Origin of the sequence: uncultured Algibacter sp., from assembly GCF_905480415.1 — a bacterium.
Classification (GTDB): Bacteria; Bacteroidota; Bacteroidia; order Flavobacteriales; family Flavobacteriaceae; genus Algibacter_B.
In genome coordinates, this window is record NZ_CAJQQI010000109.1 from 1 (window position 1) to 14,517 (window position 14,517).

Below are 14,517 nucleotides of genomic sequence, written 5' to 3' on the forward strand. Positions count from 1 at the left end.
AGTTTTAGGAGCGCGCTCATCTATATTTTTGCCTTTTAATAACTTAGGATTGATAATTATTGATGAAGAGCATGAGCAATCGTTTAAGCAATTTGATCCCGCACCACGTTATCATGCTCGAGATACAGCCATAGTATTGGCACATATGCATCACGCCAAAACACTTTTAGGGTCTGCAACTCCAAGTTTGGAAAGCTACTTTAATGCGCAACAAAATAAGTATGGTTTTGTTGAAATAACAAAGCGTTATAATGATGTATTGATGCCAGATATTGAATTGGTTGATATTAAAGATAAGCTGAAAAAGAAACGTATGAAAGGGCATTTTAGCGATAGGCTTATTGAAGAAATGACCGAAACGCTTAAGGCTGGACATCAAATTATATTGTTTCAAAATCGGCGAGGTTTTTCACCTATTGTAGAATGTAAGACTTGCGGACATTCGCCTCAATGTCCAAATTGCGATGTAAGTTTAACCTATCATCAGTATAGAAATCAATTACGCTGCCATTACTGTGGTTATAATTCGGCCATGATACAAGATTGTATGGCATGCGGAAGTCAAAATATTGATAGTAAAGGTTTTGGTACAGAGCAAATAGAAGAAGAGGTGAAACTATTATTTCCAGAGCATAAAGTAGCGCGTATGGATTTAGATACCACCCGGGGAAAATATGGTTATGAAAAAATTATTACAGCTTTAGAACAGCAGGAGATCGATATTTTGGTGGGCACGCAAATGCTAACTAAAGGATTAGATTTTAGACATGTTAAGCTGGTTGGAATAATGAATGCTGATAACATGTTAAACTTTCCGGATTTTAGAGCGCATGAACGCAGTTTTCAACTCATGCTACAAGTTTCGGGTAGGGCAGGGCGTACTGAAGAACGCGGTAAAGTATTAATTCAAACCTATAATCCACATCATAATATATTGCAGCAAGTATCTACTAATAATTATAGTGATATGTTCAAGGAGCAAATGAACGATCGCCATAATTTTAAGTATCCACCAGTTTACAAGCAAATAAAAATCACTTTAAAGCATAAGGATTATAATAGGGTAGAAATGGCTTCAATTTGGTATGCCAAATCTTTACGGCAAATATTTCAAGACCATGTTTTAGGACCAGAATCACCGCCAATAGCAAGAATTAGAAATCAGTTTCATAAAAATATTTTGGTAAAAATTCCAAAACAGCAATCGTTGGCCAAAACAAAAGAAGCCATTATTAAAATTAATAATAGCTTCTTGAGTATAAAAGATTTTCGGTCGGTTAAAGTAATTTTAAATGTCGATAACTTTTAATTTAGTCTTGTTCGTTGAGTTTTAAATGTTATTTAAAGCATCAACTAATTGGGTCTTTTTATTTCTACTTAAAGGAATTTCGTAAGCGCCAACTTCAACATTTTTACTGTTGAATCTGTCAATCTTATCAAGATTCACGATGTAAGATTTATGAATTCTTAAAAATTTCCCTTCAGGTAATTCAGCTTCAAAAGATTTCATTGTAGAAAGTACTACTAAGCTGTTTTCTTCTGTAACAAGTTTTACATAATCACCAAGAGCTTCAATCCATTTGATGTCCTTAATATAGACCTTACGTTTTTTAAGATTACTCTTTACAAAAATATGCTCGCCTTCTTCTTCGTTAAAGTCTAAAGTCAATCTATGTTGCTCTAGGGCTTTATCTACAGAAGTATTAAAACGTTCTCTTGTAATGGGTTTATGTAAGTAATCGGTAGCATCGTAATTAAATGCTTTAAAAGCATATTCAGTTTTACCGGTTACAAAAATAATTTGGGGTTTGTTGTTTAAGACGTCTAAAAGTTCAAATCCATTTAGCACTGGCATTTCAATGTCTAAAAAGATTAAGTCAACTTGATGGCTATTTAATCCATTTTTAGTTTCTAAAGCACTACTGTACTCTGCAATTAAGTTGAGAGAGGGGTGATTCTCTACAAGCTTAACGATAGAGAGACGTTGTATTGCTGAATCGTCTACTACTACACAGTTTAAAGTCATAACATTTTATATATTTCGGTTAAGATATCGACAATAGTACGAATAATTCGGTTAAAAACCAAAAATCATCGTTAAAATGCTTGTTTTAGCATAATTTTAACATTTTGAACCTGATATGTATTATGTTAAAAATAGGAAGACTTATTGTTGTTTAATATATAGAATTTAATTATTTTTGCAGCCAATTTTTAACAATAAAAACGATTTTTATGAATCATTATGAAACTGTTTTCATCTTAAATCCCGTTTTATCTGAAGATCAGATAAAGGAGACAGTAAAGAAATACGAAGATTTTCTTGTTTCGAACGGCGCTAAGATGGTATCAAAAGAGGATTGGGGGCTAAAAAAGTTAGCTTACCCAATACAAAACAAGAAAAGTGGCTTTTATCACTTATTTGAGTACACTGTAGATGGAGAGGTAATCAATCCATTAGAAGTTGAGTTTAAACGTGATGAGCGTTTTATGCGTTATTTAACGGTTGCGTTAGATAAACATGCAATTTCATGGGCAGAGAGAAGAAGAGTTAAACTTAAACAAAAAGCTTAATTATGTCATCAATAGAACAACAATCAAAAGGAAAAAAAGACGGCGAAATTAGATATTTAACGCCTCTAAATATTGATACAAACAAGGCAAAGAAATATTGTATGTTTCAAAAGTCTGGAATCAAGTATGTTGATTACAAAGATCCAGATTTTTTAATGCGATTTATAAACGAGCAAGGTAAAATTTTACCAAGACGTTTAACAGGTACATCATTAAAGTATCAAAGAAAAGTTGCTGTAGCTGTGAAAAGAGCACGTCACTTAGCTTTAATGCCTTATGTAGCAGATTTATTAAAATAAAATACCGATAACAATGGAACTTATATTAAAACAAGACGTTGACAATTTAGGATTTAAAGACGATGTTGTAACGGTTAAGAACGGTTATGGTAGAAATTTTTTAATTCCTCAAGGCCAAGCCATTTTAGCAACAATTTCTGCAAAGAAAGTTTTAGCTGAAAACTTAAAGCAACGTGCTTACAAAGAAAAGAAAATAGTTGATGATGCTAACAAAATTGCAGAAGCAATTAAAGCATTAGAAATTAAAATACCTGCTAAAGTTGGTACTGGAGACAAATTATTTGGATCTATAAACAACATTAATGTTGCTGCTGCTTTAGAAAATGAAGGACAAGCAATAGATAAAAAATTCATTACAGTTACGACTGTTAAGCGTTTAGGTAAATATACTGCCGTAGTACGTTTACACAGAGAAGTATCAGTTGATTTAGAATTTGAAGTTATTGCTCAAGCATAAACTTTAAATAGATATAGTTTAGAAGCCTCAACTTAGTTGAGGCTTTTTTATTCAAACTTTTTAGATTTTTAGAAATCTAAAAAACTACAATAGTTTTAAATTATAAGGTTTCAATTTCTAGGGAAATGAAAAAAAATAACTTTCAATGAAGTATTCAAGACTTACAAAAGAGCAATTTGAAGAATTACATCAAGAATTCATCAATTTTTTAGCAACACAATCGGTTACTGCCGATGAATGGGAAAATTTAAAAGCCAATAAGCCAGAAATGGCTGAAATGGAACTAGATGTGTTTAGTGATTTAATTTGGGAAGGCGCTTTAAATAAGGCTGACTATTTAGAGAATATTTCTCCACAACACATGTATTTGTTTCATTTGGGCGAAGAAAATATGCAAGCTATAGTTTTAAATATAAAAAATGATGTAGATATTACAACTACGGAAGGCTATAATTGGCTACGTGAAAACTTAATGGATGAAAATGTGGAGTTTTTACAAGCTGATAAAGATTATAGTGCGGATAAAAACATGGATAAATTTAAAATGATTGAGCAAGGTGCCAGCATTACGAAAGGTGATTTGTTTAGGTATTTTGATAAGCTGATAAATTAAATTTTGTCATTAATGCAAAGGCAGGAATTCATTTCCAATTAAAACTATTATTTTTGTCTTTTCTCATCATACAATAAGGAAGGTAATAGTATGATGCGGATTATAACAATCATTAAAAATACACCAGCCTTCGCAGGTAGTTAACATGGCTCAAAAACCAAGCATCCCTAAGGGAACCAGAGATTTTAATCCAGAACAAGTAGCTAAACGAAACTATATTTTTAATACCATTCGTGGTGCTTTTGAAACGTTTGGATTTCAGCCAATTGAAACTCCTAGTTTTGAAAACTCGGATACGTTGATGGGGAAATATGGCGATGAAGGAGATAGACTAATTTTTAAGATTTTGAATTCGGGAGATTATTTATCGAAATCAAACGAACAGGCTTATTCTGAAAAAGACTCAAAAAAACTTACTTCGAGTATCTCAGAGAAGGCTTTGCGTTACGACCTAACCGTGCCATTTGCGCGTTATGTAGTGCAACACCAAAACGACATAGAATTACCATTTAAGCGTTACCAAATTCAACCGGTTTGGCGCGCTGATAGACCGCAAAAAGGTCGTTTTAGAGAATTTTTTCAATGTGATGCTGATGTGGTTGGAAGTAAATCGCTTTGGCAAGAAGTGGAGTTTATTCAACTATACGATACTGTTTTTTCGGCTTTAAAACTTGAAGGTGTTACCATTAAAATAAATAATCGAAAAATACTTTCTGGAATAGCTGATGTTATTGGAGCTAGTGATAAGTTGATCGATTTTACGGTAGCTCTAGATAAATTAGATAAAATAGGCGAGGAGAAGGTAAAAGAGGAAATGGTATCTAAAGGCATTTCAGAAGAAGGTATTTCAAAATTACAACCCTTATTTACTCTATCTGGTTCTTTTGAATCTCAAATTGAAAGTTTAAAAGGTATTCTAAATACTTCTGAAGAAGGTCAAAAAGGGATTCAAGAATTAGAATTTATAAACAATGCTATTTCTGAATTAGGATTAGCTACTGCAACATTACAATTAGATGTTACTCTAGCACGAGGTTTAAACTACTATACAGGTGCTATTTTTGAAGTTGCTGCACCAAAAACGGTAAAGATGGGTTCTATTGGTGGCGGTGGTCGTTATGATGACTTAACTGGCATTTTTGGAATGAAGGATGTAAGTGGTGTTGGTATTAGTTTTGGTTTAGATCGTATTTATTTAGTGCTAGAAGAATTGGATTTATTCCCAGAAACGGTAAGCAAAAATGTTGAAGTACTTTTTATAAATTTTGGAGATAAAGAAGCTTTGTTTAGTTTAAAAGCCATTAAGCATTTACGTTTGCAAGGTATTAATGCTGAATTATATCCAGATATCGCTAAAATGAAAAAGCAAATGAATCATGCCAATAAGCGTGCAATTCCATTTGTGGTATTAGTGGGCGATCAAGAAATAGATTCGAATACTTATACTTTAAAGAATATGGGTTCTGGTGAGCAAGATAAAGTGTCGCTTGACGCATTAACTTCTAAAATAAAGAAGTCCTGAACGTCAATTCAGGACCTGTTTAGTATTTCAGATTTGGAGTGTTTATTTTAAAGTGACTAACTCAAATAATTAATTAATCTATCAATACTTATTTTGTAATACCTTTTAGTGGTATAATTTTTCGTTTTTTTTATTATTAATATTTTAGTTCGTGACAAAATATCAATTGATTATGGTGCTAATATACAATTAAATCCGCAATAAATACGATTAAGTGTAAAAAAACACGATTAAAAACAAAAAAAGTCTCAAATGTGTATTTTGAGACTTTTTAAAAACGGTTAAGTTTAAAGAAGATTTGGGAGTTCTTACACCATAACTATTTTAACTAATTCACTAATACTTTTTTCGAACTTGTACCCTCATCCGTTTTAATTTTTATAATGTAGGTCCCTGTTCTTATTTGTTTTGTTTTATGCTCTATATAATTCTCGCTAGTCTTCTTATTAAGACTATAGATACTTTGACCTAGAATATTATATAATTCAACTGAATTTACAAGTTTTGAAGTAGGATTGTGTATTATAATACTTTCTTTTTCATTCGAAAAATAGACTTGTAAGTTATCATTTTCAATAGTATCTGTACTTAAAGCTATATTGTTAGCAAAAGTAATTTCAAAGCGCTCAAGATGTTTTCCTGCAGTTAAAAATACTTCATAGTACCCGTCTTTTAAATCATGATATATATTTAGTTCTTTATCATGCAAAAATATATTTAAATCGTTAGAGATATTTTCTAGATTATCAATTCTAATAGTTGCTAATCCCTCTTGATTAATTTTAACGCCTAGTGGTAAAATTTGCTCAACGTTAAAATGATCTACAGCTTGTATAATAAATTCGGCATTTTCAAAGAGCCAAAACATATCTTCTTTATTATCTTCAATTAGTGGTGCATCATAGCCTATATCAAAACCACTCGACGAACTAGCGTCTACGCCAGCTAATAATTGTCTATGATAGCCTTTTGGAGAATCAAACATGAGTCTAATTTTCTGTCTAGTGTCTTTTTTTTGGTTACTGGTTGCTGTTTTTATTTTTGTATTGCTAGATTTTAAGAATAATGAGTTTTCTCCTTCTATTTCAAAAATACGTTGACTATTTTTAAACAAAATATTACCCCCTACAATGGGTTCTGAATAAACTACGGTAGGATCAGCAAAAGCAGAAACAAAAAAGCCTTGGCTTACAGGTATGTATCTGCCAGGTAGTTTAGTTCCCAACGATCCATCAGCATCAATTCTTGTATCATTATTAACAGCAAGAGCTCCCCCCATTAAAGTGTAGGTAGCATAACCACCTTGATATTCTGCTAGTTGATGTGAGTTTACGGCAAAATGTTCCCAGAAATATAGAGTACCATTAATAATGTTTCCATTAGGGTTTCTTGCATATATAGGAGTTGTACCATCAATTTCATAACCTATAATTTCTAAGTTACTTAAGTTGTCTTTTATAAACTCATCGGCATCAATAGCAGATGGATAAGGGTTTCCAACTAAATAGTCATTACCGGCGGCAATGGCTAAACTAATATCTCCATTATTTGGTAGCCCAGATAAAACATAGTTTTGTTCTAAACTACCCGCTCCAGGTCCTTTCATAGTGAAACCTTCCCCTGCAGAAATTGGTCCACTACTTCTAACATGTTGCCATTGTGAGTAGTCATTGGTTGCATTATTTGCATATTTCCAGATCCAATAATCAGCATTGGCAGGACTTGAAGAATTCGCATTCCCATCATAACCAGATGTTAAAAATCCAACATTTGATATTATATTGCTCGTTGTATAATCTAAATTACTACTTGGAGCAACGGGAGAAGACCAATAATTATACAAATAAGTATTTCCGGTACCTTGTTGATCACGTTCTAAGTTTCCCGAACTTAAAGGGTCTATATCACTACCTTCCATTTGTATTAATTGTGATTCCCCTTCTAAATCTAGAGTGCCATCAAGTTTTAAATAGTGTGAAACGGTTATTGCATTTCCACTAGGTGGGATCCAGCCGGGTGGTGGAGTACCTATAAATATTGGTGGTGTATCGCCGTCTAATTTCAGTTCACCACTATTAATAATTAAGCCTAAAACGGTTCTGTTATTTGCTTTATAATCTGGTATCAAATTTGGATCAAGAGCATTATTCATAGTCACAATATGATTTATTTGAACAATGTTATAATCCATAGTTTGTTTATCAGTATCAACTGCTTCGTTTTCATACAAATAAGAAACGACTCCCGGTAGGTATTGTACGTTGCCATTCTCCCAAGTCGTTTCATCATCCCAGGCACCAGGTTGAACTGTTTTATATGGTAAAGGTGCAGTTTGGTAATCTATATTATCATAGTTTATCATAGATGCGTCATTACCGCCGTTAGATTCGTCTTTAATACTACCAAAAACAGCTGTGCTCATAGGGTAGTAGGCAATTAAGTTATTCCAAGGAATATCGTCAACTTCATTTTTTGTTGTGGTAGCGGGTAATATTTTGCCATTGACGTTTAAATCCCCATTTTCTTCAATTTCTTGATTCATTATATATCTTAGCTGATTGCTGCTTAGGGCTACATTCCAAACACGTACTTCATCAACACTTCCATTAAGTTTTTGCTGTCTATTTTTATAGTTCGCAGCTCCAATCATAAAATGCTCATCGGTATCTGAATTTATCGGATCATACGTGTTATTTACATCTGTTTCAATTCCATCAACGTATAAACGAGTAGTTCCAAGTGGACCTTCATTTATGTCGTAAGTTGCACATACATGGTGCCACTCATCTTCAGGGATATTGGCAGAAGTTTCCATTTTATTGTTTAAGATATCATCAGGGTCGCGCCACACCATTCTTAAATTTCCTTCTTCACTAATTCTGAATGCATAGCCTAAATCATAAGTTCCTGAAACTATACCATTTAAATCAGATATGTCCTCACCAGAATAGTTTCTTTTCGAAATAACATCAAATTTACCAACACCAGGTTCTCTTTTTATCCATGCACTTACGGTATAGCTCGTATCATCTAAATCATTGACGTCTCCTGCTGAAATATAACTATCTGTTCTATCAAATGTAACTGATCTAGATCCTAAATCAACTTCTGGAGCAGATCCAAAAGTGATATATTTTGTACCTTCAAAATACCAATCTACTTCTAAATCAGTACCTGCAACCTTCATAGTTGCTGAGGTAACATTCAAAGTAAAATCAGCGCTATCTGACACTATCATAATATAGTCTTCAGTACCATTACGCGCCGGAAGGACCATAGATTCGGGAATAGATAATTTCACTGTTGGAACAATATCTGTTACCACTATTTTCCATACTCGATTTAATCTAGACGCGGTTAAAGTAGCACCTGATACGCCGGTTCCAGCTCCAAAATCTTTAGTAATGTCTGGGCCTTTACCCGTAGCGTCATTGTGACCCCACATTAAGAAGGTTTTGTCTGTAAAGAAATCAGAAGTATTACCTTGATTGGTAGTTGATATTTGTTTGATACCAACAGTAATATCATCTGTGGAATTAATAGTTTTAGATTGTTTTTGGTTTAATGCAGAAGAATTATCTTGACCAACACCAGCTACGTTGTAGTTGAAAGCATCGTCTGTAGGTACACCAGTATCAATGTCCCAAATCACTCTTCCGTCAGAGTCCACATAATCCTGAGATGTGCCATTAACCCCTAGAGTAAGACCATATTTAATAGCTAGGTATGATTCAATTTGCCATCTTTCTGCTAATGGTACCTTGTAATTATATACAATCATTTCAGCAATACCGCCATCCCATCGGGTTGAAGTACTTGAGGGGTCTGCACCAATACCAGCTGTTAATGTTCCATTTAAGTTATCAGCATTTGCACTTACAACAGCTTGCTGAATTCCATTAACAAATAATCTGTTTGTAGAACCTGCTAAATGTCTGTAGTTTAATAAATATGGCGTTCCAGTAGTAATTGGAGTGATAACATTTGTAACAACTCCAGAATTCACAGTCCCATCATTATAACGTCCACTAAAAGTAGTCGCTGCTGTTTGTTCAATATCAACTGAACTATTATTATTACCATCTGATAAGTTTATTAAACTTTTGGTTGAGGCGTATGTTCCTTCAGCAACCGCAAAAATTGTTATTTCATCATTGGCATTTGTACTAGTTGTCATTTCGCTATTAGCTCCATCAAAGTCTAAAATAGGGTTGAAATTAAATCCATTTTCAATGAAAGTAGGTTCGTTAGAAACACTTGCTGTGGCATCATTGGTGTTAATAGTATTGTCAATCCAATTTACAATAGGGTCAGAGTCTACTGCAGGAATACCACCTGCTTTTTCAGCACCAGTGTCTGCTTTAAGCCATAGTTGTAAGTTTGTGTTTATACCACCTGGTCCTTCAGTTGCAAAATTTATTATCTGTAATTCATTTTCAACAGTTGCTTGTCCGCCGCCTACTCGAGCTGACCAAAATTCAGCTTGAGTTGTAGAATTTAATTTATAGTTCCTCCAGCCTCTTCCATAACCTAGTCCACCCCCACTATGGTAAGTAGAACCAATAATCATGGCTTGATCTTGAAATACAAGTCCAGCAGAAGATATGTCAACTGTAGTGTTGTCCGTAGTTCCATCAGAAAATCGAGTGACGCTTACTTGGTCATTATTTAAAACATGAACAAAATGCCTATTTGAGCCATCTGAATCATGAGAACCATGAAATTTCCAATCTACACTTTTGTCATCACTTCCTATTTTTGTCATTGGCCAGTTATCTCCGTGAGCATCATTGGTTCCGTTTGTCGCAGTATCTCCTCTATGTTGACTAAATATAATTGCGTTATCCCAATTACTGACAGTAGCATTCGTACCAGAAGACCCGTTAGAATTGCTTTTTAGAGTGATTGTACCTATATCTGCTCCATCTGCTCCAGAATCGCCGTGTAAAACCGCCCAGTTTGATCCAGTGAATTCCACCAGAGTAACATACACTCTTACATTGGGTATATTGCTTCCGCCTCGTCTTATTTTTATATTGGTACTACTATCTAAGTAGGCTATTGCCGTTCCAGAATCTGCATCACCAGTTCCAGAATCATTCATTATTCCAGTAATAAAGGGAATACATTTGTCTTTATTAGAAATCCCAGAAATAGTTTGATTTGTAGAATAAGTACCGCCATTTAAATCAACTGCATAACGCCCTCTAACAATAAATTCATTTGGGCCAGCTGGTACACCTGTATATTCCCAAATACTTGTGTTAAATCGTGTTTCTTCTAATTCTGAGCTAGTTTCACGATAATACGTTATGGTGTTAGCCGCGGTTAAAACACGTGCACCTGCCATATCACGGCCCTGTCTTACATTTGAAGAGCCACTTGGTCCTCCGTGTGTTTTTCTATTATTTGAAGGTAAAGCAAATGCACTATTTGTTGAAGATACAGCAGTAAAGCCTGTGGTAGTATTGGTTACTTCAGCATAACCACTAGCTCCGGGTATTCCTGAATTATCAACATCATCTTGTACTTCTTGAATTTTAAAATCTTGAGCTTCTACCAGTGTGCAGAAACATAAAAACATGCCTAATAGGGTATACGCCGAAAGCGTAGAAACCTTTTTCATAAGTGGTTAATTTTAGTTGGGACTAAATATTTGTAGCAATAGTATATAATTTATCTATAAAACGCAAAAAAAATCGATGAAATGCAATATTTGTAAAAATTCATGTGTAGTTCATCTAATATTTATAAAAAGAAGGAATGCCTGAAATAAATAAAGGTTACTATTAAATCCTTTAATTAAAAGGCGTTTTCAGTCTCAGTTTTCTTGCCATGACATACAACGTTTTATTGAATTTATCTCAGGGCTAAAATTGATAAGTGAATAATTATTAATAAATATTGTGTAAAAGCTAATCCTATTTTTTTTAATTTAGCTGAATAACCAACCAACACTTTATGAAAATTACTATAAAACTATCTATGTTACTTACTTTTTTGTTTAGTAACGTAGCTTTTGCTCAAGACCCAAATATTGTTTTAATTATAGCCGATGATATGGGGTGGTCTCAAGTAAGTACAGGACTTACAAATTTGAATAACCCTAGTGATTTTTATGAAACACCAACATTAGAAACGTTGGCTTCTGAAGGTATTGCGTTTCCTTATGCGTATGTAAATGGTGCTAACTGTGCGCCAACAAGAGCCGCTATTTTAAGTGGCCAGTATGCCGCAAGACCTGATAATAATGTGTTTAATGTAACTAATTTAAATAGAGGAAACACCAGTTCTAACTCCACCTTAATAGGTCCAGATATGGGCTTAGCTTCTAACGGAAATATTGATGAAATACCAGCTTCGGCCATAACTATTGCCGAAACCATGAAAACTGCAGGATATACTACGGCACATTTTGGAAAATACCATGTAGGAGAAGATGAGGCATCGAGTACCTCTGGAAATGATCCCACAGATCAAGGTTTTGATTATAATTATGGAGGCGGAACCGCTGGAGCGCCAGGAAGTTATTTTGCATCAAGTTCTGCACCTTATAACTTTAGCAGTAGTATTGGACCTGAATTGGATCAGTTCGCCAGTCCTTATACTGCAGCAGAATCTTTATTGTTAGCAGGAAACAACTCCTTAGAAGGAACAAAAAAGCATGTTAATGATGCTATGGCAGATGCCGCGCTTCAATTTATGGAAGCAGAAAAAAATACAGCATTTTTTATGCATTTTAGTAACTATGCTATTCATGGCCCTTTTGATACAGGAAACGCTAGACCGGATTTATTGGCCAAGTACCAAGCAAAAACACCAAGTTCTATAGGACATAATAGTATTGGGCAAGCTGCTATTGCAGAAGGTATGGATCAAACTATAGGTAGAATAGTTAACTATTTAAAAACTACGGATGACCCGAGAAGCCCTGGGAATAAATTATCAGAAAACACATTAGTGTATTTTATTTCAGATAATGGAGGCGCAATTAGTAGTGATGATGCCGGTCCTTTGCGAGGGATGAAAGGTGAATATTATGAAGGCGGTATTAGATCTGTAACTTTAGCTTGGTCTGAAGCATCGTGGTTGGCAAATAAAGGCACAGTAAATACAACGCCTATAATAGCTTTTGATTTATACCCAACATTTGTCGAGGCCGCTAGCGGAAATTTACCAAGTAATTATGATATTGATGGCGCAAGCCAGTGGCAAATGCTTACCAATGGTTCTAGTATAAATAGAGAAGCCATTTTTTGGCATTTCCCGGGGTATCTAATAGACTCTAAGCGAGATTCACGACCAGTAACTGTAGTTAGAAAAGGCGATTATAAATTAAGGTACAACTATGAAAGTTTGTCATATGAATTGTATAATTTAATTTCTGATATAAGCGAAACTAATAATTTGTTGTCTGGTAGTCCGGATCAAGCGACCTTAATAATAGGAAATGATTTAAGTACACTTTTAAGAAATCATTTAATTGATACGTCGGCACCTTTGCCAACGTATAGAAGTGATGGAACAACAGTACCATTGCCTTATATAATTGATATTGATGGAGGTATTCCCAATTCTACTGATGGTTGCCAAGCTACAAGTGGATATGCAGCGTATTGGGATTTTGATTTGGCAAGTAGCGCTAATGATGCTTCTGGAAATGGGAATGACCCTAATCCGTTAAATGGAATTTTGGCATATGATGCTGTAGATTTTGTAGAAGGTGATCAGTCTGCGGTTTTTGATGGAACGGTTGATATCAATTATAGTTCATTGACATTTATGTCTCCAGCGCTATCAGCACGATCGGTAGTTACGTGGATAAAACCAACAGCTTTAGTTGGGATTCAGGAAATATTTGATGAAGGCGGAAGTGATAAAGGTATTGCGATGCGACTTAATGGTTCTAATTTGGAATCTGTTGTTAGGAGTACAGTGTCGTTAGCAGATAATTTATCTGCTCCATTCCCAAATGATGGTGCATGGCATCACGTGGCGCTTGTTTATGATGGTGTAAATACAAGTCATAAGTTATTTATAGATGGTATAGAGGTTGCGGCAAGTATCTTGGCTCCAAGTTCGTTAGATTCTCATAATGAGACTGGTGGCGGAATAGGAGGTGTTATTGGTAATTGGGATAGTTTTGTAAATGCTTCTGATAGTTATTTTACAGGAAAAATGGATGCGTTTTCAGTTTATGATAGTGTTTTATCTGATACAGATGTTAATTCTGCGGCATGTTTGAGTACGGGTGGGAATTCCACCGCAGGTTGCCAAGCTACAAGTGCTTATGAAGCTTATTGGGATTTTGATACAGCTAACTCCGTTATTGGAGGAGATATTTCAGGTAATGCCCATGACCCTCTTGCTATTGTAGGGGTAATTACTGGAGACACATCAGATTTTAAAGAAGGCGATCAATCGGCAGTATTTAATGGTAGCTCAAGTATTAACTATGCCTTAAGTTCTGCAGGTACTTTTATGATTAGTGCACATAACACCAGATCTGTTATGGCTTGGATAAAACCAGCCAACTTAACAGGGCTCCAAAATATATTTGATGAAGGCGGTAAGTCTATAGGGATCGCATTACGATTAAATGGGGCAACCTTGGAGTCTATTGTTAGAGAAAATGCAAGTACTGCTGTACAGTTAAATTCAGCATTTCCAAATGATGGTGGTTGGCATCATGTCGCTTTAGTTTACGATGGTGCAAATACAAGCCAATATCTTTATATAGATGGTGTTGAAGTAGCTTCTGGAAGTGCAGCAGCAGCTATTGGAAATCATACAGGAAAAGGAGGAATTGGAGGGAAAATTAGTGGATTTGACAGTTTTAGTAATAATTCAGCCGCTTTTTTTACTGGGAAAATGGATGCCTTTGCAGTCTATGATGTGGTATTAAGTGCCGCAGAAGTTGAAGAAGGATCGTGCCTAAGTGGTCCAGATCCAGTAGTTGCCAATGCAGGTGTAGATGTTACAATTTGTGAAGGGTCAAGCACCATATTAACAGCTACAGGCGGAACGTCATACACATGGAATACAGGTGCAA

The 14,517-nt window shown here is 34.8% G+C and carries 9 protein-coding genes; 7 read left to right on the forward strand and 2 right to left on the reverse strand.

Annotated features, from left to right (window positions below):
• Window positions 1-1,309 (forward strand): primosomal protein N' (gene priA, locus QZ260_RS07715; RefSeq protein WP_295984710.1); only part of this gene is annotated, 1,309 nt, incomplete at its 5' end.
• A 21-nt stretch (window positions 1,310-1,330) separates the two neighbouring features.
• Here priA and QZ260_RS07720 read toward each other — a convergent pair.
• The gene (locus tag QZ260_RS07720) at window positions 1,331-2,026 is read right to left on the reverse strand and encodes a LytTR family DNA-binding domain-containing protein (RefSeq protein WP_295984714.1); all 696 of its coding nucleotides are present in this window, start codon (window positions 2,024-2,026) and stop codon (window positions 1,331-1,333) included.
• Window positions 2,027-2,235: 209 nt separating this feature from the next.
• Here QZ260_RS07720 and rpsF point away from each other — a divergent pair, with 209 nt between their 5' ends.
• The 5 genes from rpsF (at window position 2,236) to hisS (ending at window position 5,465) form a co-directional block, all read left to right on the forward strand.
• The gene (gene rpsF / locus QZ260_RS07725) at window positions 2,236-2,574 is read left to right on the forward strand and encodes a 30S ribosomal protein S6 (RefSeq protein ID WP_295984718.1); all 339 of its coding nucleotides are present in this window, start codon (window positions 2,236-2,238) and stop codon (window positions 2,572-2,574) included.
• Window positions 2,574-2,873 (forward strand): 30S ribosomal protein S18, encoded by a 300-nt coding sequence (gene rpsR, locus QZ260_RS07730; RefSeq protein WP_204244201.1) that lies wholly within the window; start codon window positions 2,574-2,576, stop codon window positions 2,871-2,873. The genes rpsF and rpsR overlap by 1 nt, the downstream gene beginning before the upstream one ends.
• Before the next feature lie 13 nt (window positions 2,874-2,886).
• The gene (gene rplI, locus QZ260_RS07735; protein WP_295984721.1) at window positions 2,887-3,330 is read left to right on the forward strand and encodes a 50S ribosomal protein L9; all 444 of its coding nucleotides are present in this window, start codon (window positions 2,887-2,889) and stop codon (window positions 3,328-3,330) included.
• A gap of 145 nt (window positions 3,331-3,475) precedes the next feature.
• Complete coding sequence (locus tag QZ260_RS07740; RefSeq protein ID WP_295984724.1) at window positions 3,476-3,943, forward strand: DUF6495 family protein; 468 nt, start codon at window positions 3,476-3,478, stop codon at window positions 3,941-3,943.
• Between the two features lie 145 nt (window positions 3,944-4,088).
• The gene (hisS, locus tag QZ260_RS07745; protein WP_295984726.1) at window positions 4,089-5,465 is read left to right on the forward strand and encodes a histidine--tRNA ligase; all 1,377 of its coding nucleotides are present in this window, start codon (window positions 4,089-4,091) and stop codon (window positions 5,463-5,465) included.
• 328 nt (window positions 5,466-5,793) lie between these two features.
• Here hisS and QZ260_RS07750 read toward each other — a convergent pair whose 3' ends face one another.
• Window positions 5,794-11,091 (reverse strand): LamG-like jellyroll fold domain-containing protein, encoded by a 5,298-nt coding sequence (locus QZ260_RS07750; RefSeq protein WP_295984730.1) that lies wholly within the window; start codon window positions 11,089-11,091, stop codon window positions 5,794-5,796.
• Window positions 11,092-11,426: 335 nt separating this feature from the next.
• On the opposite strand from QZ260_RS07750, the gene QZ260_RS07755 reads away from it, so the two are divergent.
• Window positions 11,427-14,517: LamG-like jellyroll fold domain-containing protein (locus QZ260_RS07755; protein WP_295984732.1), on the forward strand; the 3,091-nt coding region annotated here is incomplete at its 3' end.

What these genes read in the sequence shown, in the direction of transcription:
- QZ260_RS07720 (WP_295984714.1), bottom strand. Translation starts at nt 2,026, where the DNA reads ATGACTTTAAACTGTGTAGTAGTAGACGATTCAGCAATACAACGTCTC.
- rpsF (WP_295984718.1), top strand. Translation starts at nt 2,236, where the DNA reads ATGAATCATTATGAAACTGTTTTCATCTTAAATCCCGTTTTATCTGAA.
- rplI (WP_295984721.1), top strand. Translation starts at nt 2,887, where the DNA reads ATGGAACTTATATTAAAACAAGACGTTGACAATTTAGGATTTAAAGAC.
- QZ260_RS07740 (WP_295984724.1), top strand. Translation starts at nt 3,476, where the DNA reads ATGAAGTATTCAAGACTTACAAAAGAGCAATTTGAAGAATTACATCAA.
- hisS (WP_295984726.1), top strand. Translation starts at nt 4,089, where the DNA reads ATGGCTCAAAAACCAAGCATCCCTAAGGGAACCAGAGATTTTAATCCA.
- QZ260_RS07750 (WP_295984730.1), bottom strand. Translation starts at nt 11,091, where the DNA reads ATGAAAAAGGTTTCTACGCTTTCGGCGTATACCCTATTAGGCATGTTT.